Here is a 16,668-nt window from a genome sequence, read left to right as displayed (position 1 = left end):
ATAACAAAAAACTGTTTAACGATTAATTTTAATCAGTTGCAGTTTATTACTTTGCAGAGGTATCACAGTTGTGGCCTAGTAACATAAGCTCTCTAAGTGCAACTGAGAATTTTGCAAAGTCATGACTTTGCGATGTTTTAAATTCAGTTAGCATTTGTTTCCAGCGCTGTAATAACAGATCTTGGCTATCCATCCACTGTTCAATTTGGCCATCAACATCACTACTATCACCTTCAAAGCTGTTTAACACTACTTCAGATAATGTACGTTGTTGCCAATCTAACTCTTCACGATATGAAGCACGCGCAAGTGCTTGCCAATGGTTTGAAACAGGTTGATTAGTAATTTGGTCTAAGAACCAATGTAGCCCCATTTGCGCACCAAGTTTGAAGTAAGTGTGCGATACCATATCGATTTTACGATTAGAGTTTTGCGCAATTTGTGTCAAGTCCATTACAGAGAACAAGCTTGATAACGATACAATACGCTGAGCAATCTCAACCGGAACACCGCTTTGCGTTAGCTCTTCACGTGCACTTTCTATACGATCGCTTTCTGTTTTCACGATGTATTTAGTTAAGTTTTCACTTAAATCGGCAAACGTTGGTGCAAATGCTTCAATTGATTGCTCAATTGTTTGTGCTTTCGTACGGTGACGTAAGAACCAACGAGTTGCACGACGAACAGTACGACGTAACTGGTACAACATTTCTGTTTGTACGTTAGACGGTATCTTGTTATCTAAGTCACTAATTGATAACCAAGTGTCACGCATTTGGAATATTTCACTTGCGATTGAATAACATAATGCAATCTCAGCTTCGTTTGCACCTGTTTCTTCATTCATACGCACCATAAAGTTTAAGCCCATATCGTTAACAATATTATTTGCTAACTTAGTGGCAATGATCTCTTTGCGTAGTGGGTGATTATTCATAGCATCGTTAAACTTCTCACGTAATGGACGTGGGAATGATTTAACCAATAACTGACGATAGTAAGGGTTTTCGGTAATTTCGTCGGTTACTAATGACTCTTTAAGAACCATTTTCGCATAAGAGACCAACACTGAAAGCTCAGGACGTGTTAAATCTCTGCCTGCGGCAGCACGCTCTGCTAACTCCTCATCCGTCGGAATAAACTCAATCGCACGGTCTAACTTGCCCTCTTTTTCAAGCGCATGAATAAAACGAATTTTTTCTTTAAGCGTTGAGGTCCCTTTCGATTGGGTAATCGATAAAGTGTGTGTTTGACGATAACAGTCTTTAAGCACTAATTCAGATACTTCGTCGGTCATTGAGTAAAGTAACTCATCACGTTGCTTACGTGTTAAATCACCTTCGGCAACTAAACCATTAAGTAAGATTTTAATGTTTACTTCGTTATCTGAACACGCAACACCGCCTACGTTATCGATAAAGTCAGTATTTACACGGCCACCTTTAGCAGCAAATTCAATACGACCTAACTGGGTTGCCCCTAAGTTACCGCCTTCGCCAAAGACTTTAGCGCCAAGGTCTTTACCATTAATGCGCAGTGCATCGTTTGCACGGTCCCCTACATCCGCATCTGTTTCTTTAGAGTGCTTAATGTATGTACCAATACCGCCATTCCACAATAAATCAAACTCCATCATAAGTGAGGCTTTGATCAATTCATTAGGCGTCATGCTGGCTTTTTTAGTGCCCAACATTTTTTTCATTTCTGGGCTTAGCGTAATCGACTTGGCTGCACGAGAGAACACACCACCGCCGCTTGAAATTAACTCTTTGTTGTAATCTTCCCATGATGAACGTGGTAAATTAAATAAACGCTCGCGCTCTGGGTAAGAAGCAGCTGCATCGGGGTTTGGATCCACAAAAATATGTAAGTGGTTAAACGCCACTTGCAAACGAATGTGCTTTGATAACAACATACCATTACCAAATACATCACCGGCCATGTCACCAATGGCAACGGCAGTAAAGTCTGTGGTTTGACAGTTAATATCCATTTCACGGAAATGGCGCTTAACAGACTCCCATGCACCACGGGCAGTAATACCCATTTTCTTATGGTCGTAACCTACTGAACCACCTGATGCAAACGCATCACCTAGCCAGAAGTTATATTCGATTGCGATACCGTTCGCAATATCAGAGAAAGTCGCAGTTCCTTTGTCCGCTGCAACCACTAGGTATGCATCGTCTTCATCATGACGAGTAACATCAACAGCAGGTACAACTTCGCCACGCTCAATATTATCTGTGATATCTAATAAGCCACGAATGAAGATTTTGTAACATTCTTGGCCTTCTTTGATAAACGCTTCGCGCTCACTAGGTAGTTGTTTACATACAAAGCCACCTTTTGAACCAACCGGTACAATTACGGTATTTTTAACCTGCTGCGCTTTTACCAAGCCCAAAACTTCAGTACGGAAGTCTTCACGACGGTCTGACCAACGAAGGCCGCCACGCGCAACTTTACCAAAGCGTAAATGCACACCTTCAACACGCGGCGAGTAAACGAAAATCTCAAACGCAGGAACAGGCAGTGGTACTTCTGGAATTAAACTTGGTTGAATTTTAAGTGAAATATATGACTTAAACTTACCTTCACCATCTTTTTGGAAGTAGTTTGTACGCAGCGTTGCAACAATCATATCAACGTATAAACGGATAATACGGTCATCATCAAGATTCGCTACGTTTTCTAACTCTGCATAAATTTCTAAGCCTAGTTTTTCAAGTGTTTTAGCACTTGCAGGACTTTTAACTGAGAATTTTTTAGCAAATAAATTAACGATTTTAGCCGCGATGTGTGGGTAATTAGCAAAGGTGCTTTCGATGTACGTTTGCGAGAAAGTAACCCCAATTTGGCGCATGTATTTAGCGTACGCACGTAAAATTGATGCTTCGCGACCGGTTAACCCACCCATTAACACTAAACGGTTAAAACCATCGTTTTCTAAACGATTTGCCCACACACTGGTTAGTGCGGCACGAAAACGTGCGGAAATTTTATCAAAATCGGCCATCCCTTTGCTATCAATCAGCATTGAGAAGTCCATGATCCAATTAATGCCACCATCACTGGTTTTAACTGAGTAAGGTGTTTCACCTACAACACGTAAACCAAAGTTTTCCAGCATTGGCATCACATCTGATAAGTGAATTGGCTCATCTTTGTGGAATAAGCTTAAACGAACAATATTGCTGCTCGCCTCTTCTTGTGGACGATAAAACAACATCTCAAGTTTGTTGTCATCGTTTAGCATTTCTAGCTTTTCAATATCAACAACAGCGGCACTTGGTAGTACTTCTTCTTTATATGAACGTGCAAAAGCGTTGCAGTATTTACGGTTTAATTCGTTACCACGTGCTTCACCAGCAGATTCGAGTAAGGCTGATTGGAGTTTATCTTCCCAGGTACGAGCGGCTTCTATTAGATTATTTTCTATGTCTTTCACGTTATATTCAATATTGTTATCGGTCACACGAACGGTGTAATGAGTACGCGCCAGTGTTGACTCTGAGAAATAGGTAGTAAATTCGACTTTAACGTCAGAATTAAATGCATTCGCTAAAATAGCCTGCGTTTCGCGGCGCAGCGCCGTGTTATAACGTTCACGTGGTACATACACCATACAAGATAGGAAGCGACCGTATGCATCTTTGCGAACAAATAAACGACACATATCGCGTTCTTGAATTTGTAACACGCCCATAGCAACTTCAAGTAGCTCATGTTCGCGAGCTTGCACTAATTCGTCACGTGGGTAGGTTTCTAAGATGTTTAATACCGCTTTGTATGCATGTGTACCCTTAGCAAAATCACACATATCCATAATGCGATTAATCTTGCTTTTAAGAACTGGGACATCAGCAGCGCTGTTATTATAAAAGTTAGATGAGAATAAACCTATAAAACGGTCTTCACCAATCACATTACCTTTGTCATCAAAACGCTTAACACCCACATAATCAATATAGGCTGGGCGATGAACTCGAGATAATGAATTGGTTTTCGTTAAAATTAATAAGTTGCTACTACGTGCTTCTTGACGAGCCACTTCAGGTAACTCAGAAAGTAAACGTGTGTGCTCAGCATCCGAGTTTTTCATTAACCCTAAGCTGGTATCCATTTTACCTTTTAATTGATAATCACCTTGGACTGGCGAGAGCTCATATTGGCGGTAACCCATTAATGTAAAGTTGTCTTTTACTAGCCAATCTAAGAACTCAACGGTTTCATTTATTTCGTTATCATTTTTATCTTTGTGGCTTTTAGGCAAGCTTTTGCTAACTGCGATTAGTTTTTCGCGAATAGGCTGCCAATCTTCAACCGCAACCGATACATCAACGAGTACAGATTCAAGTTCTTTTTTGAAAGACTCAATAACAGTAGCATCTGTTTGACGGTCAATTTCTATGAAGAATACTGTTTTTGTTGATGTTGATTCTTGCTCTGCTTTTAAGCTTGATAACCCTGATATATTATCGTTTTTATCACGTTGAATTTTCAGTGGGCTATGTAGAAGTAAGTGAGAGGCAATGTTTTCTCGTGTCATGGCCATACGCACAGAGTCAACTAAAAATGGCATATCTTTAGCAATGATCTCTACAATGGTATGCGATGACTGCCAGCCATCTTTTGCCACTTCAGGGTTGAAAACGCGAATAACTGCGTCATCTGATGTATTTTTTTCTAGCGAATTCCAAAGGCTAAGTGCAGCACCATATAAGTCACTGTCGTTGCGATTTGCCAAATCCTCTTTAGACATATTGCTGTACAAGGCTTTGGCGAATTTCTCAACGAGTAACACATTATCAGCGCGAACTTTTTTCTGGATAAGCTTACAGACGTTATCTAAAATAACCGAGGCTTGGCCTTCATTTCGTGTCATTGTATGTTCCTTAATCTATCACTGCTAGTTTAGCAGAGTATTTGTACAGCCATTTATTAGCGTGGAGTCAGTTAAATTCTAACCCTTTTGAAACTAATAAACAGCCTTTTCGATGAAAACATTTTAAGCATTTCAGCTATTTGGTCATCTATTCACAAAATATAGATATAAATGACCATTACTGGCCATTTTGGAGCAAATTTATTCACCTTATTTTTTCTGGTCAGTCCAGAGCAAGCTGCCAATTGCAGGTAAAAGTAACACTGCGCCCAACATATTTACTAAAAACATGAAGGTAAGCAGAATTCCCATATCAACTTGGAACTTCAAATCAGAAAAAATCCACGTACTTACACCAATCGCTAATGTAATACCGGTAAATAACACCGCACTACCACGTTCAACTAATGCATTACGATAAGCAATACTCAATGGTACGTTTTGTTTTAACTGCCCCATCATCGATGACAAAATATAAATACCGTAATCAACACCAATACCTACACCCAGAGCAATCACTGGTAACGTTGAAACAGTCAGACCAATCTCAAGCTGTACCATCAGTGCTTGTGCAAGGGTTGATACTATGTACAAGGGTAATACCACCGCAATTGTTGCTTTTACACTCTTAAAACTAAGTAAGCATAAAATAATAACCGCACCGTATACATACAACATCATAGGTATTTGCGCTGCTGAAACAGACTCATTCGTTGCAGCCATAACACCAACTGGCCCTGACGCTAATTTAAAGGCAAGTTTATCTGTGCCCTCTTCATCAGCAAATTGTTTTACTTTTGCAATCACGTTATCAATTGTTTGTGCTTTGTGATCGTCTAAAAATATAATCACCGGCATTACCGAGCAATCACCGTTTAATAACCCTGTGCTTGTTTCCACACGCGACGTTGATTGCACTAAGCTGGCAGAATTGCGCGGCAAACTTTGCCACTTTAAATTGCCCTCGTTGTAACCGGCATTGACTGATTGTGCCACTGAACTTAGGCTGACCGCTGATTGTACACCAGCTAAATTTTCAACCTTATACTGAAAGCGCGATATACGCTCCATGACGTCATGCTCGGTACACGCAGCAGGATATGCTTCCACAATGACTTTTAAAATATCCGAAGAAATAGTGTATTTGTCCGATATTAAGAAAGTATCTTGGTTGTAACGTGCATCTTGGTGCAATGATGGTGCCCCAGCATGTAAATCACCAATACGCATTTTGTCTGCTTGCCAATAGCCCAGTGCAAATAAAACCAGAGTGAAACCAATAATGATTTTTGCTGTTTTTGGGTCGGTTGCTTTAACCAACAAATCGCGCATTGCATCGAGTATGTTCGGTTTATTAGCATCACCTGATTGAATATGGATGCTGTTTTCAAAGCGCATATACGACGCCCACACTGGCAACAAAATCAGATTAGTAAATATAATCACTGCCACACCTAAACTCGCAGTAATAGCAAGTTCACGAATAATACCGATATCAATGGTTAATAGGGTTAAAAAGCCAACCGTATCAGATAACAACGCAATCCCGCCAGGCACAAGTAAAGCCCTAAAGCTTGATTGGCAACATATTGCTGTAGACTTACCTTCAGCAACCTTTTTACCAATGGCATTAATCATCTGCACACCGTGGCTTACGCCAATAGCGAAGACTAAAAAGGGCACTAAGATAGACATAGGATCAAGACCGAAGCCTAAGCTAGAAAGCAATCCTAACTGCCAAATTACCGCAATAATTGAACACACAATCGGTAAGATAGTAAGTTTTAAGCTGCCACAAAATAGCCATACCATGACAAAAGTAAACGCAATCGCGATGGCAAAAAATAAAACAACCCCTTTTGCACCTTCAGCGATATCGCCAGCCATTTTTGCAAAACCGATAATATGAATACTGATATTATCAGTACTTAGAGGCTCACGAATTTCGGTTTCTAATTTTTTTGCAAACGCAAGGGTGTCTAATTTTTCTTGTGTTTGCGGATCAGTCTCTAACAGTTGGGCGGTGACCATGGCACACGAATAATCGCTTGCTATCATACGACCAACTACTTTTGCCTTTTCAATATTTTCTTTTACAACGCCTAACCCTTGCTTGTCTGCTTTAAAGTTAGCTGGAATGATAGGGCCACCGGCAAAACCGTCTTCAACGACTTCAACAAAACGGGCACTGGGTGAAAAGATAGAATTTACTAAAGGACGATTTACCCCAGGAATAAAATAAAGCTGATCGTGCACTGCTTTTAATTGAGTAAAAAATTCAGGGTTAAAAATATCTCCGCTGTCGTCACATACAGAAATTAAAATACTATTTGCACCACCAAACTGTTTCTCATGTTTAGTGTATACCTTCATGTATTCATGATTGAGCGGGATATTTTTATTAAATGACGCATCAAGTTGAATCTGTGTTGCTTTAAAAACCAATAAACAGGTGATCAACACAAAACTTATGAGCACCACTAAGCGGTGTCTAAAAATCGCTTTTTCTAAAAAATCTAAAATTGCTTGCATTAAGGGGTCAACTCCTTCACTTTAATGCCATTTTCTGTCGCCAGAATAAGTCTATCTTTAACAATTACACCATCAAGTATTGCCTTACCATCGGCCAATTGCTCGTATGACAACTCATCATCTTTTAGATGAAAAATAACACCGCTATTAGCCAGTAATAGCCATTGTTTATTGTTGTAGTTGATAATGCTATTAATAGTGGCGGTTTTGTCATTTTCTAAATGCTGCCATTGTCCACTGTCGGTTTTATTTACGAAAATATTACCGCGTAGCCCTGCGACGATTTGTTGCGATGAATCAGAAGCAAAACCAAAAAACGAGCCAGGGTAAATTTCATCTAAACGTTGCCAAGTTTGGCCATCGTCATCACTTTTTGCCATTAAGCCCATCTCACCGACCAGCATTAAACCCGTGCTAGTCGGTTCTATGCGGTTAAAATGTGGCAAAATAGACGAAGTTTCTATTTCATACCCTTCGGGATCGGTTTCTTTTAAATCGTTTAAGTACGCTCTATCTTCACTAAATAACAGTGAATCTAAAAACCGTTTTTGCCAATGTTCGCCGCCATCACTGGTTTGATAAAACATACCGTAGGCGCCAACCGCATAACCATGTAAATCGTCTTTAAAATAAATATCTAAACAGGGTTTATCAAGTGAGGGCTTTGCTTGTTGTAACTGCCAGTTTTCACCACCGTCGGTGGTATTTATAATTGTGGCGTCATGTCCACATGCCCAGCCGCGAGAATCATTAGTAAATTCAACCGCCGTTAGTAATACTTGTGTAGGCACTGATTGTGCTTGTTGCCAATTGTTACCATCAACACTTTTAATGACCGTACCGTGTTTACCCACAGCAATGAGCCCTGCTGAGGTTTGTGTGATATCGGTAAGGAGTGCTTTATCTGCATTAATCGCGCTAATCGCACTTAAAGGTGCGTCTTGTGCAAAACTCGCACCGCTTAGGATCAGGCTGGCATAAACCAAATACTTCATAAATTAAATTCGCCTTGAACTGAGGATTTGTTTGTCTGTTATAAAGAGGAAAACCTGTGCGTTAATAGACAAACGCGATGTGAAAGAAAAAAGGCACCTAGGAAACTAGGTGCCTGCTTTTATACTATCTGCCAGCGCGACGTAAAGCGCTCGATGTGAACTCATTATCATTAAATGACTGAGAAAAATCATACATCTTTTCTTGGTTATCTAAACCAATGGCTAAGTAGCGACGTGAGTTAAGGTCGTGGTAAACCTCAAGCGTACTCCACTGAGTCGGTACTTCGTAGTAGTTAAGGCCATAAGCTATTGCTACACGATACAGTTGGTCGCGATTATCGTAAATATCGGTAACATGTACTTGCCAGCTGTCTTCATCAATGTAGAACACACGTTTTTTATAAATATGGCGCGTGTCATCTTTTAAGTTTGCTTCAACAACCCACACACGGTGTTTTTCATAACGTGTATGCTCTGGGTTGATGTGGCCCGGCTTTAAAATATCATCATAGGTTAGCTTATCACTATGAAGCTTGTAGCTATTGTATGGGATGTAAAGCTCTTGCTTGCCTTTTAGCGTCCAGTTATAACGATTTGGTGAGCCGTTAAACATGTCAAAATCATCAGTAGTACGTAAGCTATCTGCTGCTGTACCCGGAGCATCATACGCTACATTAGGTGCACGACGAACACGACGCTGACCTGAATTATACGTCCACGCTTGACGTGGTGTTAATATTTGATCCATAGTTTCATGTACTAACAATGCCGTACCTGCCAAACGTGCTGGCTCTGTCACTTGCTGTTTAAACTTAAACAAAATATTAGAGTCTTGTAGTTCAGCCGGCGTTGCACTTGGATCAGAATATTTAACTAATAGTTGCTCATCAAAACCAACATAGTTATATGAACCCGATGCCGTCGGTGCTGCCTGACCACCAAAACGCTCAATAGACTGGCCACGATAACGCAGTAAATGGTTCCAAATTGCTTCTAAACCTGTTTTAGGAATTGGAAATGGAATACCAATTGCTGTGTTCTTAATGCCGTTACCGCCTTCAACTAATTCAGCTGTAGTAGCAAATTTCTTTGTCGCATCGTATACAAACTGTGGGTATGATGCTGAACGACGTGTTTTGTAAATAGGCATTTTAAACGTATCTGGGTACGCTTCAAATAACGCGATTTGTCCTGGGCTTAAGTTTTCTTTGTATTTATCAATATTACTTTTATCAATAGTGAATAATACTTTATCGGTTGCATAAGGGTCCAAGTGGTGCATACCCGGTTCATAACCTGCTGGAGCAGCAGTAATACCGCCGTTCCACGCAGGGATTGAACCATCTGCATTCGCTGCTTTTTCTGCCCCAATTGGGCTTAGGTCTTTACCAAGGCGCGCAGCTTCTTCTGGGCTAATTTTAGCCAGCGCTGCGTGGCTTGCAAACAAACTACAAAACGCTGTAGCAATGAGGGTAGGTTTTTTAATCATAATAATGTTACCCCTAGATAGAATATTTTAAGTTAAAAGAAACGTAATCTCGGTCAGAGAAAGTGTTGGTGTCGCCACCACCCCAAAATGAGTTGTAACTTACATCTAAAGACCATGCATTTTGGTAATTAAAGCTCATAGTAGCACCTAGTGACTTACGATCTTCAATGAATAAGAACATTGGATCAGGCGTATTACCATTAACATCATGCGAGAACACAAAACGAGGTGAGAAGTTAATACCATTGTAAATATTAAAGTAATCACCTTTGGCAATTAAGCGATAACCCCAAGACGACGCCGTAGCAAACGATTTTTGCTCAGGGCCATTTGATAACGCCATGTGTAATGCAGAGTAATCTGAACTACCAGGGCCTTGCATAATACCGCTTCGACCAGTACCTGACACATTCAAGCGCATTTCATCGTATTCAGGCATATTGTTGATACGAACACCACCAATTTCACCCACCACAGCCCAACTATCAGCACCTAATGACGGGCCAAATAAATGCGTTGCCGTAAACTGTAATTGTGATGTATTGCGCTCAATATAACCTTTGGCTAATTCACCAGGGCCGACAACACTTGCAGCATCACCTTTACTCATTTGCGAAATACCTGCAAACTCAGGACGTAAACCCGCAATAGCTAATTGCTCAGGCATAGCTGCATAAAGTAATTCTACGTCATCGATTTGCAGTGGTTCGTCTTCACGGAAAGTGAATTCACCTGCAAACGCGGTTTCACCCAGCGAGGTATTAAAACTCAAACCATATAGTTTAATATCTTCAGGGTATTCGTTTGTCGCTTTAGCAAATGCTTTTAAGTCAGAGACGTTATCAGAGGTAATTTCAGTGGTGGCAATCATGGCTAAATCTTGTTGCAATGATGCTTGCGTGAAATTAGATACGCGGCCCGAAATAAGTGGACGGCGGCTGTGATAATTTACATGGTAAAGTGCCACTTCTGTATCGTTCCACTCTGGCAAAAACATACCTAAGCGCAGACCATATTGACCGCCATCATCAGGCTCTGTTTTTCCATCATAGCCTTTACCTTTAAGGGCAACCTTAGTCGGGTACGCTAAGTACATATTGGCCAGTAATTGTTGTCCAGCTGCACTTGATGGGTCAATACCTTGGCTCGCAGCCACTTGGCCATAAGTTGCCATCAGGTTATTCAAGTTATCTGTTAAAAACGCTAAGTCAATATCAGGGTTTGAGGTGAAACCAAGCTGTACATTTTGTTGATAACCGTTTTCAGCCGCAAAATCATTGGTAGAAAAATAAGTCCCTGCTGCAGGTAAACGTGTTTCATGCCATTGATACTGATAAAAGCCCTCTAAGGTCATGTTTTCTGTAAGCCCTAATGAGGCCCACAACATACCAACCGGAATAAACGCTTCTTTTAGTTCAGCACCAGGTGCTTTTAATCGGTCAATATCAACCGGGTTTACGTTAATACCATGAGAGATTAATGTACTTTCCCCCCAGTTAACCACTTGTTGACCAACTCGAATAGAAAGCGGGTTTTTGCCTTCATTTAAATCAAAGTTTGCCCACACATACGCATCAAGTAAACGAATGTCAGCACAGCTTTGCTCTTTAGTATCATCATCATCACACGGATCTACACCCTGACCAGATGTTGGATTAACGTAGGCACGATCGCCGTCCATTAATTCAAAATCATAAAAGTACATAAAACGAGTAAATAAGCCGTAGTTATCTTTACTTATTGATAGATCATGCGTGCCTTTTAATAGCTTTGAAAAAGTTTTGCCGCTATCAAAGTTTAAATCGCCTGCATCACCATTATTTGAGTAAGAGCCCGGTTGAGCCCAGACATCTTGAGATGAATAAATTGTATTGATTGCTGGGTTATAACCTGTCCAATCAAATGATGGGTTATTACTTTTACCAATGAGGTTAAAGTCACGGTCTTCTACGCGAATACTTTGCCCATAAGAAAAAGTAGAGTCGAAAGCGATATCAAAACCGCCTACCTCAAATGTTGCAGCCTGTGTCTGTGCTGCTGATAAACCGATAGCCGCAGCTGTTAAGCCGAGTACTATTTTATTTTTAACAAAAAGCGATCTTCTTATCATTTTGGTTCCCCCCTGTCGCGGGTATTTTTTGTGTGATCAAGTTATTGTTTTTAGTGTAATCGTAACGATAGAAGCGAATTAAACAAATTACAAATGGTCGCCTTCAATCAGTTATAAGTTTTTTATTTGTTTAACGTTTACGTATTGGTAAGACGTCATACCAGATAATTTATACACGTAAATTAACAATAGAACAAATCGAAATTAACAAAAAGGCAATATTTGTGTATATCTATATCACAAAAAACAACAGCTAGGCTACTCGTTCGAGACGGATGAACTTGTTTTCATTACTTAAAATAAGTCTAAACCGACCACGAATACCTAAACTAGACATGAAGGGCCGAAGATAATGCGCAGCAAAACGAATTGTTTTGCCGCTATCAGCTGTTACTTGAATTGAGCTATACCGGCCATGGTAATAATCCATGCACTCGTTATAGCTCAAATTTATATAAAAATAATGTTCTATCATGATTTATTGTAAAGCTTTTTCAACCTTTTCAAATAAATCATCGCTTAAACCTTCTAAATTCGAAAGGCGCTCTAATTGCGCTTTCATTGCACTGGCACGGGTTTCATCATAGCGGCGCCATGACATAAACGGCGTTAACATACGTGATGCATTTTGCGGGTTAATCGCATTAAGCTTAATTAATAAATCGCCAAGTAATGTATAACCTTGACCATCTAAGCGATGAAATTGTGCGGTATTAAAGTGCGAAAAACTCCCCACTAATGCACGAACTCGATTCGGATTTGAAAAATCAAAACATGGATGTGTATACAAAGCCTTAATTTTCTCAATGGCATCATCAGCGCTATTCATTGCTTGTAAAGCAAACCATTTATCCATTACTAGCACATCATGGCGCCATTGGCTGTCAAAATGCGCAAGTAATTGATTTGATAATGGGTGCGCAGCTTTAACTACACTGCTCAAAGCGCCAAGCACATTAGTCATATTTGTTGATGCTGCTGCCTGCTCAATTAAGCTTGCCGCCATAGCACTGTCTGTTTTTGCTAAATAGTGCAAGCAAAGTTGTTTTAAAGCGCGAATAGCCACCGCTTTGGCACTCACACTACCATCATCGGTGATTGCCTGATAACAACTTAAAAACTCAGTATGTAGTTGTTTGGCAATTTGTTTTTCGAATAGCTCAATATTGGTAATAATGTCATCAACCGGAATAACGTCAAACTCCGCAGCTAAAGTATCAAAACTAGGTAGTTTTAAGAGTTCAGCAATCAGCGCTAAATCACCCTCTCGTTGCGATATTAGCACCCTAAGTGCATCAATAACGGCATCGCTTAGTGGTGCATTACTAGCTGAAATAACGTTTGCCTTGAGTGCATCAATAAACAATTGTTGTTGTGCATCCCAGCGTGAAAAGTCACTGCGTGCAAAACGCATAATATGTAATAAATCAGCTTCAGTGATCTGTTGATTCAAAATACACGGTGCTGAAAAATCTTCTAGCAATACGGCGGTTGGACTGTGTTCAATATTATCAAAATGAAATGTTTGTTTAGCTTGAGTAACATTTAATACGCTATCAACCTTTTTACCTTGGTATCGCAATGCAATACTTTGGCCTTGCTGATCTAAAAGTTCAATCGCAAAAGGAATATGTAACATCGCATTATCAGGCTGATTCAGGGGCGCAAGTTGCTCTATAGTGAGCGTGAAGATTTGTGCACTTTCATCATACGCTTTGGTAACGTTTAAACGTGGTGTCCCACACTGATTATACCAACGCTTAAATTGTGATAAATCAATTGATGATGCATCACTCATTGCCGCAACAAAATCATCGCAGGTAACCGCTTGGCCATCATGACGCTGAAAATACAGTGTCATGCCTTTTTGAAAATTTTCCTCACCCAACAATGTATGCATCATACGAATAACTTCAGCCCCTTTGTCATACACTGTAACGGTGTAAAAGTTATTCATTTCGATGACTTTTTCTGGGCGTATTGGGTGTGCCATTGGGCCGGCATCTTCGCTAAATTGATGAGTACGCATCACTTTTACAGCATCAATTCTATTAAGCGCACGAGAGCCTAAATCACTGCTAAACTCTTGATCTCTAAATACCGTTAAACCTTCTTTTAAAGACAGCTGAAACCAATCACGACAAGTTACACGATTTCCGGTCCAGTTATGAAAGTACTCGTGGCCAACAATGGACTCAATGGTGTGGTAATCTTTATCGGTTGCCGTTTCTTGATTTGCCAGCACACATTTGCTGTTGAAAATGTTTAACCCTTTATTTTCCATTGCTCCCATATTGAAAAAATCAACGGCAACAATCATATAAATATCAAGGTCATACTCTAAATTAAAACGTGACTCATCCCAAGCCATCGCTTTTTTAAGCGACGTCATAGCATGCTCTGTTTTAGGTAAGTTTCCTTTATCGACAAATAACGCTAGGGTGACATCCTTACCACTGCGGGTAGTGTATTTATCGTGTAAAACATCAAAGCCCCCTGCCACTAGAGCAAACAAATAACTCGGCTTTTTGAACGGATCTTGCCATTTTACAAAATGGCGTCCATCTTGCGTTTCACCACTGTCCACTTGGTTACCATTAGAGAGCAAATGCGGAAATGCCGTATCGGCAATAATAGTGACATCAAAAGTTGAAAGTACATCAGGACGATCCATGTAGTAGGTTATTTTTCTAAACCCTTGCGCTTCACATTGAGTACAATAAGCGCCTCCCGATAAGTACAATCCCTCAAGTGATGTGTTTGTTTGCGGTGAAGTTTGCGTCACTATGCTTAACTGACATTCATCAGGCAGATTATTAATGATTAATTGCTGATTTATAATTTTATAATCTGTGAGCTCTGCACCGTCAATCGATAAAGAGATCAAAGTTAAGTCAATACCATCTAATACCAGAGGCACATTTGAATCACCCACGCGTTTAAGCGTTAATAAAGCATTTACTTGAGTCGTTAATGGCTGTAAGTCGAAAGTCAGCTCAGTATGCTCGATTGAAAAATCGGGGGCTTTATAGTCTTTTAAATATTCTGCTTGAGGTTTTTGTAGTTCAGTCATGATCACTCCAAAAAAATAGCCCCTTTTAGTGATAAAAGGAGCTACTTAAATTAAGCCGTTTGCTTAGGCTTGATACGCAGTATCTTAATACCTAAGTAAGCATAAATAACGGCTAAGAAAGGATTTATAAGGTTGAAAAATGCATAAAGTGCATAATCAAACGGATTGATTAATAAAACACTTTGCATATACGCACCACAGGTATTCCATGGTATGAGCGGGCTGGTAATTGTGCCCCCATCTTCTAGTGTGCGTGACAAATTAACCGGCTTTAACCCGCGCTTTTTATATTCTTCTTTAAACATACGCCCGGGTACAACAATAGCAATATACTGATCTGCTGCGATAATATTGGTACCAATACAGGTAGCAATAGTTGAAGCAATTAATGAACCGGTACTTTTTGCGATTTTAAGAATACTTTTAACAAATATATCAAGTAGACCCGTTTTTTCCATAATCGCACCAAACATAAGTGCCGTCATGATCAACCATGTCGTGGTTAGCATGCCTGACATGCCACCGCCACTGAGTAACGAGTCCATTTTTGTATCACCGGTACTAATAGTAAAACCGTCAAAAAAAGTGGTCCAAACCAGTTTAAAGTAACCAACAAATTCACCTTGGGTCATATCTATTTGGCTAGCAATTAAATCAGATTGAAATAACAATGCCCATACAGCGCCAATGACAGCGCCTATAGAAATAGCCGGAAACGCTGGCATTTTTCTTATTGCTAAGACTAGTAACACAATTAAAGGCACCAACATTTCTAAACCAATATTAAAGTTTTGCTGAAGAATTGCAGTTATTTGGTCTATTTGACCAGCCTCTCCCGCTGCTGTCGCGTTAAAGCCCATGAAAACAAAGATGATTAATGCAATCACAAAGCTTGGAACAGTTGTCCATAACATATGGTGAATGTGTTCAAATAAATCAGCACCAGCAACAGCCGGTGCTAAATTGGTTGTTTCAGATAATGGACTAAGCTTATCGCCAAAATATGCGCCTGATATTACAGCACCCGCGGTAACTGTCGGCTCTAAACCCAGTCCTGAAGCGACACCGAGTAACGCGACACCTATAGTCGCTGCTGTGGTCCACGAACTACCAATACTCATTGCTACAATGCCACAAATTAAACAACTCGCGGCGTAAAACCAGCTAGGGTTGATTATTTGCAAGCCGTAATAAATTAAGGTCGGAACCGTTCCTGATAATAACCAAGTTCCGATAAGTGCCCCCACCATGAGTAGAATTAAAATAGCGCTAAGAGATAAGGTAATTCCCTCAATCATTGCATCTTCTAATTTTTTCCATGTGTAGCCATTTTTTAAACCAATTAGTGCTGCAGCGAAAGTTGCAAACAACAAGGCAATTTGATTGGGACCTGACGATGAGTCATCACCAAATAAGTACACAGCGGCACCTAATAAACAAATTAATACAGCAATTGGAATGAGTGCATCAAAAAACGAGGCACTTTTTAGTGGTTTTTCTTCAATTGGCTTCAAAATATAGACTCCTACACACATTCGGTGCATGTTGATTATTTTTATTAGCACGTACGCGCATTTATTG

8 protein-coding genes are annotated in these 16,668 nt (G+C 40.1%); all 8 read right to left on the bottom strand.

What is annotated here, in order from left to right; genetic code table 11:
• Nucleotides 1-46: 46 nt before the first annotated feature.
• Nucleotides 47-4,888: an NAD-glutamate dehydrogenase gene (locus ACTRWE_RS01185; RefSeq protein ID WP_462879329.1), complete on the bottom strand. Its 4,842-nt coding sequence runs from the start codon at nt 4,886-4,888 to the stop codon at nt 47-49.
• Between the two features lie 210 nt (nt 4,889-5,098).
• Complete coding sequence (locus ACTRWE_RS01180) at nt 5,099-7,420, bottom strand: efflux RND transporter permease subunit (protein ID WP_462879328.1); 2,322 nt, start codon at nt 7,418-7,420, stop codon at nt 5,099-5,101.
• Nucleotides 7,420-8,415, bottom strand: a complete 996-nt coding sequence (locus tag ACTRWE_RS01175) for a WD40/YVTN/BNR-like repeat-containing protein (RefSeq protein WP_462879327.1) — start codon at nt 8,413-8,415, stop codon at nt 7,420-7,422. Before ACTRWE_RS01175 ends, ACTRWE_RS01180 begins: the two co-directional genes overlap by 1 nt.
• A 124-nt stretch (nt 8,416-8,539) precedes the next feature.
• On the bottom strand, nt 8,540-9,904 hold the full coding sequence (locus ACTRWE_RS01170; protein WP_462879326.1) for a DUF1329 domain-containing protein: 1,365 nt from the start codon (nt 9,902-9,904) through the stop codon (nt 8,540-8,542).
• Between the two features lie 13 nt (nt 9,905-9,917).
• On the bottom strand, nt 9,918-12,014 hold the full coding sequence (locus ACTRWE_RS01165; protein WP_462879325.1) for a DUF1302 domain-containing protein: 2,097 nt from the start codon (nt 12,012-12,014) through the stop codon (nt 9,918-9,920).
• Nucleotides 12,015-12,267: 253 nt separating this feature from the next.
• Nucleotides 12,268-12,489: a DUF2835 family protein gene (locus tag ACTRWE_RS01160; protein WP_016900377.1), complete on the bottom strand. Its 222-nt coding sequence runs from the start codon at nt 12,487-12,489 to the stop codon at nt 12,268-12,270.
• Nucleotides 12,490-12,492: 3 nt separating this feature from the next.
• Nucleotides 12,493-15,087 carry an aminopeptidase N gene (gene pepN, locus ACTRWE_RS01155; protein WP_462879324.1) on the bottom strand — a complete coding sequence of 865 codons (2,595 nt, stop codon included), beginning with the start codon at nt 15,085-15,087 and terminating at the stop codon, nt 12,493-12,495.
• A 50-nt stretch (nt 15,088-15,137) separates the two neighbouring features.
• Entirely contained in the window at nt 15,138-16,622 is a 1,485-nt protein-coding gene (nhaC, locus tag ACTRWE_RS01150; protein ID WP_390897783.1) for a Na+/H+ antiporter NhaC, read from the bottom strand.
• Between the last annotated feature and the right edge of the window lie 46 nt (nt 16,623-16,668).

It is taken from the genome of Pseudoalteromonas sp. G5_S1_54_S4, from assembly GCF_054968565.1.
The sequence above is the reverse complement of the archived record's forward strand: the minus strand, read 5'-3'. Positions and strand labels throughout refer to the sequence as shown.

What these genes read in the sequence shown, in the direction of transcription:
- ACTRWE_RS01170 (WP_462879326.1), bottom strand. Translation starts at nt 9,904, where the DNA reads ATGATTAAAAAACCTACCCTCATTGCTACAGCGTTTTGTAGTTTGTTT.
- ACTRWE_RS01175 (WP_462879327.1), bottom strand. Translation starts at nt 8,415, where the DNA reads ATGAAGTATTTGGTTTATGCCAGCCTGATCCTAAGCGGTGCGAGTTTT.
- pepN (WP_462879324.1), bottom strand. Translation starts at nt 15,087, where the DNA reads ATGACTGAACTACAAAAACCTCAAGCAGAATATTTAAAAGACTATAAA.
- ACTRWE_RS01160 (WP_016900377.1), bottom strand. Translation starts at nt 12,489, where the DNA reads ATGATAGAACATTATTTTTATATAAATTTGAGCTATAACGAGTGCATG.
- nhaC (WP_390897783.1), bottom strand. Translation starts at nt 16,622, where the DNA reads ATGTGTGTAGGAGTCTATATTTTGAAGCCAATTGAAGAAAAACCACTA.
- ACTRWE_RS01165 (WP_462879325.1), bottom strand. Translation starts at nt 12,014, where the DNA reads ATGATAAGAAGATCGCTTTTTGTTAAAAATAAAATAGTACTCGGCTTA.
- ACTRWE_RS01180 (WP_462879328.1), bottom strand. Translation starts at nt 7,420, where the DNA reads ATGCAAGCAATTTTAGATTTTTTAGAAAAAGCGATTTTTAGACACCGC.
- ACTRWE_RS01185 (WP_462879329.1), bottom strand. Translation starts at nt 4,888, where the DNA reads ATGACACGAAATGAAGGCCAAGCCTCGGTTATTTTAGATAACGTCTGT.